The following is a 17723-nucleotide window of genomic DNA, read 5'->3' as shown; positions in this document are numbered from 1 at the left end:
TCAGTCGTTGAACAGGGCGATGGCCGCTGACGACATCGCTTCGATGCCGGTGGGGATTGACCGCTCATAGTCCGGCGCGAAGGTGGACGAGTGGAGCGAGGGCAGGCTCTCGCCACTGGCTTTCGCCTCGGCATATTTTTGTGGTGCAACGCCGCCGACCCAGAACAGAAGGCTCGGGATCTTGGCATCGGTGCGTGCATAGTTCGAGAAATCCTCGCCGCCCATGACCGGTTTGCGCTCGTCGACATAGGCGTCGCCCAAAACCTTGCGGATTGCGCTCATCGCCTCTGCCGTCATGGCCGGATCGTTATAGGTGGCGGGCGTGTAGTCCGACTCCACCGTCACGTCCGGTTCCGGCGCGCCGAAGGCCTCAGCCTGACCCTTGGCGATCCGCTCGATCCCGTCCAGCAACATCTTGCGTGTCGCGTCGTCATAGGAGCGGACGGTGACCAGCAGCGTCGCTTCGTCGGGAATGATGTTGTGCTTGGCGCCCGCCTTGAAGGAGCCGACGGTGACGACGGCACTGTCGAGTGGATTGGTGTTGCGCGAGACGAGGCTTTGCAGGGCGGTGACGATGTGGGCGCCGACGAGGATCGGGTCGACCGTCGTCTGCGGATAGGCGCCGTGGCCGCCCTTGCCGTGCACGGTGATGTCGACGCTGTCGACATTGGCCATGGCCCAACCTGATGCATATGCAACAGATCCCGAGGGGACATCTGCGGCGACGTGGAGGGCGAGATTATAGTCCGGCGTCGGGAAGCGCGAGAACAGGCCGTCTTCCAGCATGGCGCGGGCGCCAAGGCCGATTTCCTCCGCCGGCTGGGCGATCATGATGAGCGTGCCTTTCCATTCGGACTTGCGCGCGACAAGGGTTCGGGCGGTGCCGAGCCAGGCGGTCATGTGCACGTCGTGGCCGCAGGCATGCATCACCGGGCTTTCGACGCCGGTCCAGGTTTCCGCGCGAACTGTAGAGGCGTAAGGCAATCCGGTCTGTTCCGGCACGGGAAGGGCGTCCATGTCGGTGCGGATCAGAACGGTCGGGCCGTCGCCATTGCGCAGCACGCCGACCACGCCATAGCCGCCGACGCCCGGCTTCACTTCTCCGATATCGTGCATGGCCTTTTCCGTGACCCAGGCTTCGCCGAGGCCGGTGGTCACTTCGAAGCCCAGTGCCTGTAGTTCCTGCGCCAGGATGTTGGAGGTCTCGGCCTCCTTGAAGGAGAGTTCCGGCGCCGAGTGGAGCTTGCGGTAAAGCTCCAAGAGGTCGGTGTCGGCGGGCGCGACTTCGCGGGCCGTGAAGCCTGCCGCAGCGGGGAGAACCGCCGCTTCTCCCGTGACCGAAGTGTTGCTGCCGGAGGTGTCATTTTTGACTTTGGAGGCCGCTTCATTTGCACCGCCGCACCCGGCAAGCACGGTTGTCAGGGCCAGGGCGGAAATCAGGGCGGGGCGCAGCATGGCAGGTCTCCGGTAAGATGCGGGAGACCCTAACAGGGATTCAGGCCGGGCCAAGACCCGAGCGGTTGTCGCCGCTAGTCGTCGTCGAGATCAGGCGGGCCGGCGTCGCCGGTCTCGCGGCGGGGGCGGGCGATCAGGTCGGCGATGTCTTCGAGTTCGATGAAGGCGTCGGCCACCCGGCGCAGGTCGTCGGAGACCATGGGCGGGCTGGAGGCGTTGGTCGAGACCACCGAGACGCGCACGCCGCGGGCCTTCACCGCTTCCACCAGCCGGCGGAAGTCGCCATTGCCGCTGAAGAGGACGATGTGATCGACATGCGCGGCGGTCTCCAGCATGTCGACGGCAAGTTCGACGTCCATGCTGCCCCGGTGGCGCTTGCGGCCGTCGCGGTCGGTGAACTCCCGGGCGGGCTTGGTCACCGTGTTGAAGCCATTATAGGACAGCCAGTCGACCAGCGGGCGGATCGGGCTGTAATCGTCGCTTTCCACGAGGGCGGTGTAGTAATTCGCCCTGAGCAGCCGCCCCCGGCCCTGGAACTCCTTGAGAAGCTTGCGGAAATCCACTTCCAGGCTGAGCGCCCGTGCCGCCGAATAGAGGTTGGCCCCGTCAATGAAGAGTGCCAGCCGTTCGTCCTTGTAAAATGCCATTTTCCTGTTCCGCGGCCGCAATCGCCCGGCCTGATAGAAGTGCTGTGAAATATGGCTCAGAAGCATATTTCCCGCTGCATTCGGGCGCAAGGGACGGGTTGCGCGGCCTTGCTGCACTGCATATAAGGGGCGGTTCAAAGGAGACCCTGAACCCATGGCCCGAGTGACCGTTGAAGACTGCATCGAGAAGGTTCCCAACCGTTTCGATCTCGTCCTGCTTGCTGCGCACCGTTCGCGCATGATCCGCGAAGGTTCGCCGATCACCGTGGACCGCGACAACGACAAGGATCCGGTCGTCTCCCTGCGCGAAATCGCGGATGAATCGGTTGACCTGAAAGTGGTCAAGGAAGCCCTCATCTCCGGCCTTCAGGACATCCGTCCGGGCGAGGAGATGGAGCGCGAAGCCGACCGTCTTGCCCTCCAGGCCGCTCCGGCCGCGACGGAAGACGATGTCATGCGGGCCTACCAGGCGGAACTCGAATCCGGGCGCGACGACCGGCTCTAGGAGGCTCAATGGACGGCAGCGCCCTTTCCACTCAGGAAAAAGGGGCTGGCGCGGCATCCCCGGCCGATGCGGCCGCGGACGAGCACCACATTCTCACGCGTGAAGAACTGATCGCGAAAGTCCGCGCCTACCATCCGCGTGTGAAGTCCGAATTGCTGGGCGCCGCCTATGACTTCGCCAAGAAGCATCATGGCGAGCAGAAGCGCGATTCCGGCGAAGCCTATTATTCCCATCCCGTGCAGGTCGCGAGCCTGCTGGCCGACATCAAGCTGGACGAAGTCACCATCGTGGCCGGCCTGCTCCACGATGTGGTGGAGGATGTCGAGGAAATCGTCATCGGCGAGATCGAGGTGCGGTTCGGCGCGGACGTCGCCGAACTGGTCGACGGCGTCACCAAGCTCGACAAGCTGTCCTTCGATTCCAAGGAAGCCGCGCAGGCCGAGAACTTCCAGAAGTTCATCCTGGCGACCACCGGCGACATGCGGGTGCTGCTGGTGAAGCTGGCCGACCGGCTGCACAACATGCGCACGCTGCGCCATCGCAAGAAGGCTGAGAGCCGCGAGCGCACCGCCCGCGAGACGATGGACATTTATGCCCCGCTGGCCCGCCGCGTCGGCCTCTACCAGCTGGCCGCCGAGATGGAAGACCTCGCCTTCGAGGAGCTGAACCCGGAAGCCCGCCGCGCGATCGAGTACAGGCAGGAAGAACTGGCGCTGGAAAATGCCGGCGACCTGGAGCGGATCCGCGCCGACCTCAAGCAATTGATGGAACTGGCCGGCATCAAGTGTCGCATCAAGGGGCGCAAGAAGGCACCTTACTCGCTGTGGCGCAAGCTGGAGCGCAAGTCGATCTCGTTCCGCGATGTGGCCGACCTGTTCGCCTTCCGCATCATTGTTCAGACTACGGAAGATTGCTACCGCGTGCTGGGCGAAGTGCACACGCTGTGGGCCTGTATTCCCGACCGGTTCCGCGATTTTATCTCGGTGCCGAAGCCGAACGGCTACCAGAGCCTGCACACGACGGTGCGCGCCTCCGGCAACCGCCGGGTGGAGCTGCAGATCCGTACCGAGGCGATGGACCAGACCGCCGAGTTCGGCGTTGCCGCGCACTGGGGCTACAAGAACAAGCAGTATGGCTTCGATATCGAATCCGCCCGCGCGGCCGGCCTCGACCCGGCGGCGAGCCTCGAAGCCCTGTCCGGCCTGTTGCAGGACGGCGCCGACGCCAAGGAATTCCTCGAACACGCCAAGCTCGAAATGTATCGCGAGCACGTGTTTACCTTCACGCCGAAAGGCAAGCTCATCATCCTGCCGGCCGGGGCGATGCCGCTGGACTTTGCCTATGCGGTGCACTCGGCCGTCGGTGATACGACGGTAGGTGTGCGGATCAATGGTGAGGTGAAGGCGCTGCGCCGGCCGCTGAAGAATGGCGACGTGGTCGACATCATCCGCAGCAAGAAGCCGGCGCCGATCCATGGCTGGGAAGGCCTTGCGATGACCGGCCGCGCCCGCTCTGCCATGCGCAAGCTGGAGCGCGAACGGGACACGGCGGATTTCCGCCGGCTTGGCGAAGGCCTGATCAATCTCGCCCTGCGCCGGGCCGGAATCGACCCGGTCGATGTGAAGATGAACCATACGGCGAACCTTGCCGGGTTCGAGACTCGCGAGGAAATGGCCGAGGCGGTCGGGCGCGGCAAGATCAGCTCGTCCGATGTGATCCAGGCGGCGTTCCCCGGCTACCGGCCGGACCCTGTGGGCGATTCGTCCAAGACCAAGCTTGATTCGAAGCATGCGCCGCTGCTGGTCGCTGGCCAGGACCTGACGCCGGGCGTGACGCTGCACCTTGGCCAGTGCTGCTGCCCGCTGCCGGGCGACCGGATCATGGGTGTGCAGGTGCCGGACAAGGGCGTCGTGGTGCATGTCGCCTCCTGTCCGAAGCTCGCCGAATATGACGACAAGCCGGAACTGTGGGTGGACCTGAAATGGACCGAACTCGCCCGCACCGAGGCGATGGCTGTGGGCCGTATCCGCATCAATGCGGCCAATGAGCGGGGCGTCCTCGCCAAGCTGTGCGCCGCCGTGGCGCAGGCGAGCGGGAACATCGTGTCGATCGCCACCGCCGACCGGCAAAAGGACTTCATCGAACTGATCATGGAAATCGAGGTTGAAGACCTCAAGCGCCTGACGCAGATACTGGCCGCACTCCGGTCGCTCGCAGTGGTCGACCGGGCCGTGCGTGACCAGGAGGGCGAAAATGACCAATGATGACGTGCTCGCGGTATTCCGCGAGGCCGGTGCGCTGCTGGAAGGGCATTTCATCCTTTCCTCAGGCCGGCGCAGCCCCGTGTTCCTGCAAAAGGCGCTCGTGTTTTCGCAGCCTGTCCAGTCGGAGAAGCTCTGCGCGGCACTGGCGAAGAAGCTGACGGCGAAATTCGGCCGGATCGACGTGGTGGCCGGGCCCGCCGTGGGCGGCATCATTCCGGGCTATGAACTTGCGCGGCAGCTGGGCGCACGAGCGATCTTTGCCGAGCGCGTGGATGGGGAGCTGCAGTTCCGCCGCGGCTTTTCGATTGCGGCGGGCGAGCGTGTGCTGATCGCCGAGGATATTGTGACGACCGGCCTCTCGTTCCGCGAGACGGTCGAGGCGCTGAAGAACTTGCCGGGCGAAGTGGTCGGCGGCGCGTGCATCATCGACCGGTCGAACGGCCGGGCCGATGTCGGCTGCGAACTTGTCTCGCTCGCGGCGGTGGATTTCCCGGATTATGACCCGAACGATCTGCCTGCGGAGCTTGCCGCCATGCCGGCGGTGAAGCCGGGATCGCGGGGGCTCGCCTGATGACAGGGCGCCTGCGCCTCGGCGTCAATATTGACCATGTGGCGACCATAAGGAACGCCCGCGGAGGCGCGCATCCCGATCCCGCCCGTGCGGCGGGCATCGCCGCGGCTGCCGGGGCGGACGGGATTACGATTCACCTGCGCGAAGACCGGCGCCACATCCACGACGGCGACCTCGACGCGATCCGCGCGGCCAGCAAGCTGCCGATCAATCTTGAAATGGCGGCCACTGAAGAGATGACCGACATCGCGTGCCGGTATCGTCCGCATGCGGCGTGCCTGGTGCCGGAAAAGCGCGAGGAGCGCACGACCGAGGGCGGCCTCGACGTCGCCGGCCTGCACAACCAGATCGCGCCGATCGTCAGCCGTCTGCTTGAGGCTGGTGCGCGCGTGTCGCTGTTTATTGAGCCGGACCCGGTTCAGATCGCGGTCGCCGAAGTGCTCGGCGCGCCGGTGGTGGAACTGCACACGGGCAAATATGCGGAGCTGTGGATCGAGGGCGGTGCTGAGGCGGCTGCCGACGAGCTGGAGCGGCTGAAACTTGCGGCTGCCGAGGCGCGCAAGCGCGGGATCGAACCGCATGCCGGCCATGGCCTGACCTTCGAAAATGTCGGCCCCGTCGCCGCCATTCCCGAGCTCGCCGAACTCAATATCGGCCACTTCCTGATTGGCGAGGCCATCTTCATCGGGCTCGACGCTTCGATCCGCGAAATGCGGCGCCTGATGGATGAGGCGCGCAAATGATCATCGGTATCGGGAACGATCTCTGCAACATCGAGCGGATCGAGCAGACGCTCGCCCGCTTCGGCGAGCGGTTCGAGAACCGTGTCTTCACGGAGACGGAGATTGCGCTTGCCCGCCGGCGCCGCCGCACGGCCGAGACTTATGCCAAGCGCTTTGCCGCCAAGGAAGCCTGCGCCAAGGCCCTCGGCACGGGCGTGCCACGGCGCGGCGTGCATTGGAAGGATCTTGGCGTCGTCAACCTGCCGACCGGGAAGCCGACGCTGGCGCTGACTGGCGGGGCGGCCCATCGCCTCGCGACGCTGACGCCGGCGGGACATGAGGTGATGATCCATCTGACGATCACGGACGATCATCCCTGGGCCGAGGCGCAGGTCATCATCGAAGCCATCCCGGTGGGCCTCGGATGAAGCCCGCCCGTCCCAAACGGACACGCCTGCGCGACAAGGCGAAGTCCGCGACGCCGACGCTCAGCGATGAGCGGCTGAAGGCTGTGCAGGACGCGATCGGCCATAAATTCAAGGAGACGGGCCTGCTCGTCCGTGCGCTGACGCATCCGAGCGCCGTCGGCAATGGCGACGCAGTGCGGGACTCCAACCAGCGCCTCGAATTCCTGGGCGACAGGGTGTTGAATCTCGTGATTGCCGAACGCCTGATCGAGCGGCGCAAGACTGAGAGCGAGGGCGATCTTGCCCCGCGCCTCAACCGCCTTGTGAAGAAAGGCGCCTGCGCCGAAGCGGTACGGCACCTGAAGCTGCAGGAGTTCATCCTGCTCTCCGATGGCGAGATCGCCTCGGGCGGGCGCGAGCGGGAGTCGACCCTCGGCGATGCGTGCGAAGCGGTCATCGGTGCGATCTACCAGGATGGTGGCCTCAGTGCCGCGCGGAAATTCATCGAAAAAGGCTGGGCGCCGCAATTCGCCTCGGCCCCGGCCGAGACCAAAGACCCGAAGACCCTGCTGCAGGAATGGGCGCAGGGTCATGGCCTTCCGTTGCCGGACTATAATGTGCTGAGCCGGTCCGGACCGGACCATGAACCCATGTACGAAATCGAGGCCAGCGTCAGCGGCCGGGGCGCCGCCGTGGCGACCGGCCCGTCGAAGCGCGAAGCCGAACGCAGCGCAGCGGCGTTGCTCCTCAAATCACTCGCAGGAACGCCATGAGCGACACAGACATCACCCATGCCGGCTTTTGCGCCATTATCGGCGCGCCGAATGCCGGCAAATCCACGCTGACCAATGCCCTCGTCGGCGCCAAGGTCGCCATCGTGACGCACAAGGTGCAGACAACGCGCTTCCCTGTGCGCGGGGTCATGCAGACCGGCCACACGCAGGTCGTTCTGGTCGACACGCCGGGGATTTTCGCCGCCAAGCGCCGGCTGGACCGGGCGATGGTCAAGGCGGCATGGAGCGGGGCGGAAGATGCCGATGCCGTCGTGCATCTTGTCGACGCTTCCGCCTGGGTGTCGGACCGGGCCGGCAAGGTAACGGCGGCGCAGAAGCACTCCATCGAAGACGACCGCCGCGTGATCGAGCAAATCAAGGCGAGCGGGCGCAAGGCGCTGCTGGCGCTCAACAAGATCGACCTCTTCCCGCATGATCAGGTTTTGCCGGTGATTGCCGAGCTGAATGCGGCGGACGTCTACGAGGAGGTCTTCATGATCTCCGCTGAGAATGGCGACGGCGTCGAGCAGCTGGAAAAAGCCATCGCGGCGCGGATGCCGGAGGGCCCGGCGCTGTATCCGCCGGACCAGGTGGCCGACCTTCCAATGCGCCTGCTGGCGGCGGAAGTGACGCGCGAGAAGCTGATGCTGCGCCTCCACCAGGAACTGCCTTACCAGCTGATGGTGGAAACCGAGAGCTGGGAAGAACGCAAGGACGGCTCCGTCCGTGTGCAGCAGGTCATCATTGTTGGCCGCGAGAACCACAAATCCATGGTGCTCGGCAAGGGCGGCGCGTCGATCAAGGAAATCGGACGTCTGGCGCGCGAAGAACTTTCCGAAATGCTGGAGCGAAAGGTGCACCTTTTCCTGTTCGTGAAGGTGGATGAACGCTGGCAGGAACGGCGGGAGAGCTATCAGGGGCTCGGCCTGGAGTTTGACGTTTGAACTCAGCCCGCACTTTCATGCTTCGACTTCGCTCAGCATGAGCGCTACGATGGTGCGGTACGGAAAAGGGCTCATCCTGAGCGAAGTCGAAGGATGACGGGCGCGGGATAGGGATGAACTGGTCCGATGACGGAATTATCCTTGGAGGGCGCCGCTTCGGCGAAGGCGGCCTTATCCTGGATGTCCTGACGCGGACGAAGGGGCGCCGTTCCGGCCTTGTCTATGGCGGTAATTCCCGCAGACGGCGCGCCCAGTATGAAGCGGGCAATTCGGTATCCCTGTCATGGACCGGGCGGCTGGAAGACCAGCTCGGCCGGTTCGATGTGGCCGAAGCCAGCAGGGAACGCGCCTCCCATGTGCTCGACGACCCGAAGGCGCTGGCCGGCATCTCAGCCGTCACGGCCATCCTGCGCATGTCGCTGGACGAAGGGGATGTCGCTGGCTCTGCCATGTTCGAGGCGACGGAAGTGCTACTCGACCAGATCGAGGCGCGGGACGTCTGGCCGGCGCTCTATGTACGCTGGGAGCTTGGCCTGCTGGGCGCGCTCGGCTTCGGGCTTGATCTCGACGAATGCGCAATCAGCGGGGCGAATGACGGCCTGACACATGTGTCCCCGCGCACAGGCCGGGCCGTGCGCGGCTCCGATGCCGAAGACTATGTCGCGCGCCTGTTGCGCCTGCCGGCCTTCCTGATCGAGCCGTCCGCGCCGGTGGGAGAGGATGATGTGGCCGATGGCCTGAAGCTGACCGGCCACTTCCTGGAAGCGCGCGTTTTCCACGCGATGAACCGCGGCATGCCGCAGGAGCGGGAGCGGCTGATCAAGAGGTTGGTGGGGTAGGCCCTCACCTCCCACGCCCTTCGGGCGCGGGTCCCTCCTCTCCCAGAGGGAGAGGGATTATCCGCACTCCGCGTCGCTACCCCTCTCCCTCTGGGAGAGGAGGGGCCCGCCGCCGGAGGCGGTGGGAGGTGAGGGAGTTTCAAGCCTTCGCGCTGGGCCGTTCGCCTACCTTTGCATACCAGGCCGCGTAGTTCTTCATCTCCGGATTGATCGGCTGGCCGACGGCCGTGCCGAAGGTCTGGAAACAGAAGAGCAGCACATCCGCGAGGCTGAATGTGTCACCGCCGACGAAGGGCTGGCTGGCGAGCCGCTGGTCGAGGAAGGCGATCTTGTCCTGCGCGCAGGCTTTCAGGCCTTCGGCGGCCTCCGGAAGGCAGCGCATCCGGTCCTTGAACATCGGCAGGCCTTGCGAAAAGCGGAAGCCGTTGGCCATGGGCTCGAGAATGTTGAGATCCACCCAGCGGGCCCAGCGCCGGTTCTGCGCGCGTGCCTCAGGGGTCGAGCCCATCATGGGGTCGCCGGGGAATTTTTCGTCGAGATATTCGCAGATGGCGGTGATCTCTGTGACGACCGAGCCATCGTCCAGTACGAGGCAGGGCGATTGGCCGGCGGGATTGGTGCCGAGATAGGGCGCCTCACGGTTCTCGCCTTTGACGATATCGATTTCCTCCATCGGAATCCGGATACCGCGTTCGGCCATGAACATGCGCACGACATGCGGATTCGGGCCGATGGAATGGATGAGTTTCATGCGGGCCTCCCGGGCGTCTTTTTTTGGAACCTTAATTTCCTTCGGCTGTTGCGCAAGTGCACTGGCATTCACAACCGGTTCAGGCTACCCCCGCGAAGGTGACGGCAGGGGTAGCCGGGCGTTTGTTCTCAAGGAGGCTGATGCCAATGAAATTCAAGATGATTGCGGGCGCTGCACTGCTGGCTGCTTCGCTGACCGGTTGTATCGCTGTGAGCGATGTCAGCGATTCTGACGCCGTGCGCGACAACACCGATCTGGCCGTGCGTGTGTGCGGCGGGGAAGCCAACGTCAAGGAAGTGTCCGACGAAGGCTACAAGTGCAAGACGGACGTCGAGTAATCACTCGCAGGCGCGGCCGGAGCCCATGTCCATATGGAAATGGTCCTTGTGCGCCGCGTTGTAATCCGGGCCGAGCGTGACCGAAAAGAGATCGCAGGCCCCTGAGTGGAGGCGGTGAAGGAAGCGGTCTTCCTTCCCGCCTTTTCCCCAGAAAGATTTGACATCGATGAGGCGGCCGTCCTTGAGGCGGAAGCCAGAAATGTCGATGGCGTTTGCGGCCGCGTGCTCGGAAAGCCGGCCGGATCCTGCAATGTTGCGGCAGGAAAAGCTGCCATAGGTCTCGATCCGGGCGATGGGCGAGCCGAGCAGCTCCATGGCGGCCGGGCGGGCGACATGCCGCTCCCAGACATAGAGGGCCGCCGTCTCTGCGCAGGTCATGCGCAGGGTGGCGGAATAGGGCGTCAGGCTCTGGTCAAGGGTCAGGCCGTTGTAAAGGCCGCACTTTTCGCCCTTGGGCGAGTCTTCGAGGAGCGTGTAGCGCACGCCGGCCTCGTCCAGGGCGCGGAAGCAGACGTCCGGGTGTTTCTTCGCCCTTGTCAGCTTGTGCCAGGTGCCAAGGCCCGGCCGCTCGGTCAGATCGACCGGCGCGAACGGGTTATGCCGGGGCGGCGCCATCCACAGGAACAGCGCCACGCACAGCGCCGGCACCGTGATCAACAGCAGCCAGGCCCGGAACTCTGTCATCTGCAGCTCACCTCTTTGGGGTTCCTTAACCAAACGGCGATTTCTGTTAACGTCAGCGTGTCGACGAGTCGAAACCGATTCTGCTCGTGGACCTGCACCAGAATGTGGCAAGAAGTGTAAGGGGCCAGAATGTCCGACCTCAAGGATGGTATGCCAGACGACCGGATCATAAACGAACCCATGAGCGAGGCGCTGTCGAAGCGTTACCTCGCCTATGCGCTCTCAACGATCACGGCCCGGGCCCTGCCGGATGTGCGCGACGGGTTGAAGCCTGTTCAGCGGCGCATCCTCTACGGCATGCGCGAGCTGAAGCTGAACCCCGAGGGCGGCTATCGCAAGTGCGCCAAGATCGTCGGCGACGTGATGGGTAATTTGCACCCGCACGGCGACTCCTCGATCTATGACACACTGGTGCGCCTCGCCCAGGATTTCACCGTCCGTTATCCGCTGGTCGACGGTCAGGGCAATTTCGGCAATATCGACGGCGATACCGCCGCTGCGATGCGTTACACGGAAAGCCGGATGACGCATGCCGCCCAGCTGCTGCTGGAAGGCCTCGACGAAAACGCCGTCGATTTCCGCGCCACCTATGACGAGAACGACGAAGAGCCGGTGGTCCTTCCCGCGGGCTTCCCGAACCTTCTGGCGAATGGCGCGACCGGCATCGCCGTCGGCATGGCGACCTCGATCCCGCCGCATAATGCGGCCGAGCTGATCGACGCGGCACGCCTGCTGATCGAAAAGCCGAAGGCAACGACGGCCGAGCTTATGGATTTCGTGAAGGGGCCGGACTTCCCGACCGGCGGCGTCATCGTCGAGCCTTACGAATCCATGCTGGACGCCTATGAGACCGGCCGCGGCAGCTTCCGCATGCGGGCGCGCTGGAATGTCGAGGATACGGGCCGGGGCACGTACCAGATCATCGTGACGGAGATACCTTACCAGGTGCAGAAGTCGCGCCTGATCGAGAAGCTCAGTGAGCTGATCGAAGCGAAGAAGGTGCCGCTGCTGGACGATGTGCGCGATGAATCGGCTGAGGATGTGCGCCTCGTGCTGGTGCCGCGCGCCAAGACGGTCGAGCCGGACGTGCTGATGGAAAGCCTGTTCAAGCTGTGCGATCTTGAAACGCGCTTCAGCCTCAACATGAACGTGCTGCACAAGGGCGCGCCGCAGGTCATGGGCCTGAAGGACGTGTTGCAGGCCTATCTGGATCACCGCCGCGAGGTCGTGGTGCGCCGGGCGGAACACCGTCTCGAAAAGATCGAGAAGCGCCTGCACCTGCTCGAAGGCTACCTGATTGCCTATCTCAATATCGATGAAGTGATCCGCATCATCCGGACTGAGGACGAGCCGAAGCCGGTCCTGATGGATCGGTTCAAGCTCACCGACACCCAGGCCGAAGCGATCCTCAATCTCCGCCTGCGCGCACTGCGCAAGCTGGAGGAAATGGAAATCCGCGGCGAGCACAAGCAACTGCTGGAAGAGCGCGAGGAGCTGAAGCTGCTCATCGGCTCGACGCGCCGCCAGTGGACGAAGGTGTCGAAGGAACTGAAAACCGCGCGCGATGCGTTCGATCCGGATACGGAACTCGGCCGCCGCCGTGCGAGCTTCTCGGACGTCAAGGAAGTCGACCTTGCCGCCGCGCTCGAAGCCTCCAAGCCGAAGGAGCCGCTGACTGTGGTCCTCTCCCGTCAGGGCTGGATCCGCGGCATGAAGGGCCATGGCCTCGACACCGACTCCGTCAAGTTCAAGGATGGCGACGAACTCTACCTCATCGAAGAAGTGATGAGTACGGACAAGATCATCCTGATGTCTTCGGACGGCCGGGCCTTCACGCTGAACGCCGACAGCCTGCCGGGCGGGCGCGGCCATGGCGAACCGATCCGCCTGTCGATCCAGCTGGAAGACAGTGTCGATATCGTCGACATGTTCCGCTTCGAAGGTGAGCGCAAGCGCGTGATGGCCTCGTCAACCGGCTATGGTTTCGTGGTTCAGGAAAGCGAACTTGAATCGAACCGCAAGGCGGGCAAGCAGGCCGTGAACGCCGGCGATGGCGAGCTTGTCTGCTGTCCGGAAGTCGAAGGCGACATGATCGCGGTTGTGGGCACCAACAAGAAGATGCTGATCTTCCCGCTGTCCGACCTGCCGGAAATGGCGCGCGGCAAAGGCAACAAGCTGCAGTCCTACAGCGGCAAGGCGCAGCTGCGCGACCTCATCACCTTCGACAAGCGCGACGGCCTGATCGTCATGACCGGCGGGCGCCACCGTGCCTTCCCGGAATGGAAAGGCTGGAAAGGCCAGCGCGCCCAGGCCGGCAAGGTCGTGCCCAAGGGCTTCCCGCGCGGCGGTACGTTTACGGGCTAGAGCCGCTCCAGTACGCTGGTCATCAGCGGGCCGATTTCTTCGTGGAGGACAAGGTCCGCATACGTATCGTGGTCGGTGTCTTCGCGGTTGACGATGGCGACCGCAGCGCCGGCGCGCTTGGCCATGATGGGCAGCTCGGCGGCCGGGTAGACGACCAGCGATGAGCCGAGCACGAGGAACAGGTCGCAGGTGACGGCTTCCTCCATGGCGCGGTTCATTTCGTCTTCCGGCATGGCCTGGCCGAAGGAAATCGTCGCCGTCTTCACAAGACCGGTGCAGAAAATGCAGGTGATGTCCTCATCCGCTTCCCAGCGGTGGCGCAGGTCTTCGAGTTCATAGCGCTTTCCGCACTTAAGGCATTTGGCATAGCTCGCATTGCCGTGCACTTCGATCACCTGCTTGTCCGGCACGCCGGAGGCCTGGTGGAGGTTGTCGACATTCTGCGTGACCACCGACGAGACCTTGCCGCGCTCAACCAGTCTTGCCACCGCATAGTGCCCGGCATTCGGCTCGGCGCCGGTCCACCCGGCTGTCTTGTTGAAGACGCGTGTCCAGGCTTCCCGGCGCTTGTCGCGGGAGTTCACGAAATCCTGGAAGTAGATCGGCTGCATCTTGCTCCACACGCCGCCGGGACTGCGGAAATCCGGAATGCCGCTTTCTGTGGAAATGCCCGCCCCGGTAAACACCACGATCCGGTTGGCATGGGAAATCAGGCTGGCAAGGGCATCGGCGGCTTGGGACATGGATCGATGCTACACAATTTGAGCGCAGGCGCCAGAGCATGAGGCGGGATCAACCGTGCGCTGATGACGCAGCATGACCCTCGACGGGTTGACCGAAGGCGAGAATGGCGAGGGCGAGGATTGCGCAGGCGCCGAAAAACAGGGCGAGATGCGGCTTCCGGGCGTCCCGCCACGCGCCGACGGCGGCAATGGTACACTGGATCGCATAGTAAAATGCGAAGGCCTTTGAGGCGTAGGTGATGATCTCGAAAATATGCGCAACCCAGGTCAGGCCAAGGCCGATCAGGACCAGCAGAAGGTAAGCTGCCCGGGAGGAAATGCGCCCGCGCGACTGCTCCGCCACCAGGCCTCCCGCGCCGCTTGTATCCGCGATCGCCGCACTGAACTGGGCGCTGAGCGCGGCGACCACGAGGAGGGCCGGCAGGACGGCCGACATGACTTTCATCATGTCCACGATAGCCGTTTCCGTCAGCGGAATAGTCTTCGTATCGAAAAGATAGGTCAGCAGCACGACGTAGACCATGTAGATCGCCGTCGAGATCCATTGCGCATAGCGCATGGAGCGGATCCGGACCGCCGGCTTGTATTCTTCGGCGAGATAGCGCGAGGTTTCGAAGCCCTGGATCGTGATGATCAGGCCGAAGGCGAGGGTGATGCCGCTCCAGCCGGTTTCAGGCGACGGCATGGCAACCAGGTCTCCCTGGCCGGCCTGCCGGGCGAAGTAGATGATCAGGCCGGCGATGAGGCTGGCGATGATGGCCAGCTTGAGCGTGACGGCCGTCTGCTCCATCCGCTCCATGGCGCTGAAGCCACGCAGCCAGCCGACCATCAGGATCAGCAGAAGCACCGCGCTCGTCAGCGACTTCGCGGCGACCGGCGAATTGATGGGCGTCAGCTTGACGCCGAAGGCACCGAACAGGTTGAGGTAGTAGGCGACGGAAATACAGTAGGCGAAGGCGAGGGCCCAGCCCGAGAAAGTCTCAAGCGCAAGCTCGATCCGTCCGCGGTCGTTCGTGTGGTCGATATTGCGGATGTTGAACCGGATCGCCGCCCCGAACGCATAGGCGCCGAGGCAGAGCAGCAGCATGACCAGAGGCGCGTATCGCCCATAGGAATGAGAGAGAATCGGGCCGAGGACCAGGAAGCCGCTGCCGATGATCGAGGCGAGGGGTGTGACCGTGGCGCGCCAGATCCTGGCATCCCGCACCTTCGGCCATGACAGCAACAGGAGGATTCCAAGCGCCGTAACGCCGATGACAATGTCCTGTAGCACGTCTGGGCTCGCTCCCGGCTGATCCAGTCACAGGATAGCGCGATTTGACCGTCTGTCGCGTCAGACAACTGTGCCGAAGAGGTGGCCGATCAAGCCTGTCAGGAGCATCGCCGCGACGCCCCAGAAAACCACGCGGAAGACTGCGCGCCGCTTGCTGGCACCGCCGGCGCGGGCCGACAGGGCGCCGAGGATGGTCAGGCTGAGCAGCGAGACGACCGCGACGACGGGTGTGATGAGGTGCGCCGGCGCAAAAATTGCGGCGAGCAGCGGAAGGACAGCGCCGATGGCAAAGCTGGCGGCCGAGCTGAGGGCGGCCTGGATCGGCCGCGCAGCCGCGATTTCCGTCATGCCGAGTTCATCGCGGGCATGGGCGCCGAGGGCGTCATGTTCGGTCAGCTGGCGGGCGACTTCTAGCGCCGTTTCCGGCTTCAGGCCGCGGTCGCGATAGATCGCGGCGAGTTCTTCCAGTTCAGCTTCCGGATGCGCTTTCAACGCGGCCTTTTCGATTTCGATGTCGGCTTTTTCGACATCCGCCTGCGACGAGACAGAGACGAATTCGCCTGCCGCCATCGACATCGAGCCTGCGACCAGGCCCGCAAGGCCGGCGGTCAGGATCGCGGCAGGCGTTGCGTCGGCCGATGCGACGCCGATCACCAGGCTGGCGGTCGACAGAATGCCGTCATTGGCGCCCAGAACGGCGGCCCGCAGCCAGCCGATCCGGTGCATATTGTGGTGTTCCTGATGGATATAATCGGGAAACCCGGAAGCGTTCTGATCGTTCATCGCCGCTTTCCGTGCGCACAGCTGGAGGCGAGGTCAAGACCGGAGATTGCCGCAGGGCGCGGTTTTCCTTGCGCATCGCTCTCATGGCCGTTAGGCCTTTGGTGTTTCAGGCATTCCGGAGACTCAGTCATGAACCCTGTCCTCGTCCTGCTCGGCGTGATCGTCCTGATCGCCGGTTTCATCATCCTGCTTTACAATGGTCTGGTCATGAAGCGGCAGCGGGTCAACCAGGCCTTTGCCGATGTCGATGTGCAGCTGAAGCAGCGGCAGAATCTGATCCCGAACCTCGTTGAAACGGTCAAAGGCTATGCAAAGCATGAGCAGGAGACCTTCCAGCAGGTGATCGCGGCGCGCAATGCCGCCCAGAATGCCCACACCGCCGCCGAGATGAGCCAGGCGGAAGGCGCGCTGACCGGCGCGCTGGGCAAGCTGTTCGCGCTGGCCGAGGCCTATCCGGACCTGAAGGCCAACACGAACTTCATCCAGCTTCAGGACGAGTTGTCTTCGATTGAGGACAAGCTGGCCGCGGCGCGCCGCTTCTACAACTCGGCCGTGCAGGACTACAACACGTCGCGCGAACAATTCCCCGGCTCGATCATTGCCGGCATGTTCAATTTCGAGGGCCGCGATTTCTTCGACGTCGGCGTCGAAGGCCGCGAAGCGCTCAGCACGCCGCCGGAAGTCAAGTTCTAGACTTGTCCGGAGTGTGATACCTCTCTGGGAACTCAGGGAGGTGTCCATGAACAGATCCATAAGTCTTGCGGCGGCCCTTGCGGTCGCCGCTTGTGCATCCGGCGGCGGTGGCGGCTGGAGCGCGTCGAGCTGGAACGGGCTCGCGCCGCAGAATGTCTATGGCGGCGGCTACCAGTTCTTTGCGGCGCCGGCCGAAGGGCAGGGCTTCAAGCTGAAATTCACGGTCAAGACCGATGGGAATTTCGGCATCGCCAGCGGCGGCGCGCCGGGCGATGCGGACCTGGAAGAAGCCGCGAAGGCGGCGGCGCCGGAAGGCTGCACGTTCGTGTCGGTCGCGCGGACGCCGGATGGCGGCGCAGTTGCGGATTATGATTGCGACTGAGCCTGCGCATGCGACGCCCGTGAAGGCGCTTTGGGGTAGGTCAGGTTTTCGGGAGGGTTTTTGCGCGTCAGGTTTCGGGAAGCGGCAAACCCCTTCTCCTCGGGCTTGCGAGGGATGGCGACCGCATTGCGTTGGCCCGCGCAAGGGTTGGGGCGAGGGGCCGCGACGTGTCCCAAAGGGCAATGCCTGCCGCAACGCCTCTACCCCTCATCCCCACCCCCTTCTCGCCAAGGAGAAGGGGCTTCGCGGTCGCCCAGCGTCCATCCAGCGCGGCAGCGATGCGGGCGTTTGGATGCGCAGGCGCCAGCCATGCCGGTGCGGCCTGACCGGGAATCCAGTCGATGCTGGTGAGCCAGACCCGGCCGCAGGGCGTGACGCTCCAGTGATACTGGACGCCCTTGCCGTACTTCGCCCGCATCTGAGCGCGCAGGAGCAGCACCTGGACCCAGATCAGGGGCCAGATGGGAACCAGCAACGCCGGAAAGCCGGGAGGTGGATGCAGCAGCGACATGGCCCGCATCATACGTCCGGCCACGGAGGTGTTGGATGGATTTATTTTTCCGCCAATCGCTGCAACAGGTTTGG

General features: G+C 64.1%; 20 protein-coding genes. 12 read left to right on the top strand and 8 right to left on the bottom strand.

The genetic code is table 11. The features are described 5' to 3' along the window. The gene (locus tag R3C13_RS00635) at nucleotides 1-1455 is read right to left on the bottom strand and encodes a M20 family metallopeptidase (RefSeq protein WP_371308854.1); all 1455 of its coding nucleotides are present in this window, start codon (nucleotides 1453-1455) and stop codon (nucleotides 1-3) included. A gap of 74 nt (nucleotides 1456-1529) precedes the next feature. Beyond that, complete coding sequence (locus R3C13_RS00630) at nucleotides 1530-2102, bottom strand: NYN domain-containing protein (RefSeq protein WP_371308853.1); 573 nt, start codon at nucleotides 2100-2102, stop codon at nucleotides 1530-1532. Between the two features lie 154 nt (nucleotides 2103-2256). On the opposite strand from R3C13_RS00630, the gene rpoZ reads away from it, so the two are divergent. The 8 genes from rpoZ (at nucleotide 2257) to recO (ending at nucleotide 9127) form a co-directional block, all read left to right on the top strand. Beyond that, nucleotides 2257-2607 carry a DNA-directed RNA polymerase subunit omega gene (rpoZ, locus tag R3C13_RS00625; RefSeq protein WP_371308852.1) on the top strand — a complete coding sequence of 117 codons (351 nt, stop codon included), beginning with the start codon at nucleotides 2257-2259 and terminating at the stop codon, nucleotides 2605-2607. A gap of 8 nt (nucleotides 2608-2615) precedes the next feature. Next, entirely contained in the window at nucleotides 2616-4871 is a 2256-nt protein-coding gene (locus tag R3C13_RS00620) for a bifunctional (p)ppGpp synthetase/guanosine-3',5'-bis(diphosphate) 3'-pyrophosphohydrolase (protein ID WP_371308851.1), read from the top strand. Further along, on the top strand, nucleotides 4861-5442 hold the full coding sequence (pyrE, locus tag R3C13_RS00615; RefSeq protein WP_371308850.1) for an orotate phosphoribosyltransferase: 582 nt from the start codon (nucleotides 4861-4863) through the stop codon (nucleotides 5440-5442). The genes R3C13_RS00620 and pyrE overlap by 11 nt, the downstream gene beginning before the upstream one ends. Next, nucleotides 5442-6185, top strand: a complete 744-nt coding sequence (locus tag R3C13_RS00610) for a pyridoxine 5'-phosphate synthase (protein ID WP_371308849.1) — start codon at nucleotides 5442-5444, stop codon at nucleotides 6183-6185. The genes pyrE and R3C13_RS00610 overlap by 1 nt, the downstream gene beginning before the upstream one ends. Further along, nucleotides 6182-6592: a holo-ACP synthase gene (gene acpS, locus R3C13_RS00605; RefSeq protein WP_371308848.1), complete on the top strand. Its 411-nt coding sequence runs from the start codon at nucleotides 6182-6184 to the stop codon at nucleotides 6590-6592. The genes R3C13_RS00610 and acpS overlap by 4 nt, the downstream gene beginning before the upstream one ends. After that, nucleotides 6589-7344 carry a ribonuclease III gene (rnc, locus tag R3C13_RS00600; RefSeq protein ID WP_371308847.1) on the top strand — a complete coding sequence of 252 codons (756 nt, stop codon included), beginning with the start codon at nucleotides 6589-6591 and terminating at the stop codon, nucleotides 7342-7344. The genes acpS and rnc overlap by 4 nt, the downstream gene beginning before the upstream one ends. Continuing rightward, nucleotides 7341-8288 (top strand): GTPase Era, encoded by a 948-nt coding sequence (gene era, locus R3C13_RS00595; protein WP_371308846.1) that lies wholly within the window; start codon nucleotides 7341-7343, stop codon nucleotides 8286-8288. The genes rnc and era overlap by 4 nt, the downstream gene beginning before the upstream one ends. 113 nt (nucleotides 8289-8401) lie before the next feature. After that, nucleotides 8402-9127 (top strand): DNA repair protein RecO, encoded by a 726-nt coding sequence (gene recO / locus R3C13_RS00590; protein ID WP_371308845.1) that lies wholly within the window; start codon nucleotides 8402-8404, stop codon nucleotides 9125-9127. Between the two features lie 139 nt (nucleotides 9128-9266). On the opposite strand, the gene R3C13_RS00585 is transcribed toward recO, so the two are convergent. Further along, complete coding sequence (locus R3C13_RS00585) at nucleotides 9267-9878, bottom strand: glutathione S-transferase family protein (RefSeq protein WP_371308844.1); 612 nt, start codon at nucleotides 9876-9878, stop codon at nucleotides 9267-9269. Between the two features lie 146 nt (nucleotides 9879-10024). Here R3C13_RS00585 and R3C13_RS00580 point away from each other — a divergent pair, with 146 nt between their 5' ends. Continuing rightward, nucleotides 10025-10216: a hypothetical protein gene (locus tag R3C13_RS00580; protein WP_371308843.1), complete on the top strand. Its 192-nt coding sequence runs from the start codon at nucleotides 10025-10027 to the stop codon at nucleotides 10214-10216. Here R3C13_RS00580 and R3C13_RS00575 read toward each other — a convergent pair whose 3' ends face one another. Then, nucleotides 10217-10900, bottom strand: coding sequence for an extensin family protein (locus R3C13_RS00575; protein WP_371308842.1), 684 nt, complete (start codon nucleotides 10898-10900; stop codon nucleotides 10217-10219). Nucleotides 10901-11029: 129 nt separating this feature from the next. On the opposite strand from R3C13_RS00575, the gene parC reads away from it, so the two are divergent. Continuing rightward, nucleotides 11030-13264, top strand: coding sequence for a DNA topoisomerase IV subunit A (gene parC, locus R3C13_RS00570; RefSeq protein WP_371308841.1), 2235 nt, complete (start codon nucleotides 11030-11032; stop codon nucleotides 13262-13264). On the opposite strand, the gene R3C13_RS00565 is transcribed toward parC, so the two are convergent. From R3C13_RS00565 to R3C13_RS00555, 3 genes are read right to left on the bottom strand one after another with little or no spacing between them, the layout of a single operon-like run. Continuing rightward, a complete protein-coding gene (locus R3C13_RS00565; RefSeq protein ID WP_371308840.1) occupies nucleotides 13261-14007 on the bottom strand; it encodes an NAD-dependent deacetylase in 747 nt (248 codons plus the stop codon). The genes parC and R3C13_RS00565 overlap by 4 nt on opposite strands. Nucleotides 14008-14056: 49 nt before the next feature. After that, nucleotides 14057-15280 (bottom strand): hypothetical protein, encoded by a 1224-nt coding sequence (locus tag R3C13_RS00560; protein ID WP_371308839.1) that lies wholly within the window; start codon nucleotides 15278-15280, stop codon nucleotides 14057-14059. Between the two features lie 60 nt (nucleotides 15281-15340). Further along, nucleotides 15341-16063, bottom strand: a complete 723-nt coding sequence (locus tag R3C13_RS00555; RefSeq protein ID WP_371308838.1) for a VIT family protein — start codon at nucleotides 16061-16063, stop codon at nucleotides 15341-15343. A 129-nt stretch (nucleotides 16064-16192) separates the two neighbouring features. Here R3C13_RS00555 and R3C13_RS00550 point away from each other — a divergent pair, with 129 nt between their 5' ends. Then, complete coding sequence (locus R3C13_RS00550; protein WP_371308837.1) at nucleotides 16193-16756, top strand: LemA family protein; 564 nt, start codon at nucleotides 16193-16195, stop codon at nucleotides 16754-16756. A 46-nt stretch (nucleotides 16757-16802) separates the two neighbouring features. Continuing rightward, the gene (locus tag R3C13_RS00545) at nucleotides 16803-17138 is read left to right on the top strand and encodes a hypothetical protein (protein ID WP_371308836.1); all 336 of its coding nucleotides are present in this window, start codon (nucleotides 16803-16805) and stop codon (nucleotides 17136-17138) included. Nucleotides 17139-17205: 67 nt separating this feature from the next. Here the strand turns inward: R3C13_RS00545 and R3C13_RS00540 are convergent, their stop codons facing one another. Continuing rightward, nucleotides 17206-17649, bottom strand: a complete 444-nt coding sequence (locus R3C13_RS00540; protein WP_371308835.1) for a hypothetical protein — start codon at nucleotides 17647-17649, stop codon at nucleotides 17206-17208. Nucleotides 17650-17723 lie beyond the last annotated feature (74 nt).

The organism is Hyphomonas sp. (genome assembly GCF_041398385.1).
GTDB lineage: Bacteria > Pseudomonadota > Alphaproteobacteria > Caulobacterales > Hyphomonadaceae > Hyphomonas.
This window is presented reverse-complemented; position numbering and strand designations above follow the sequence as displayed.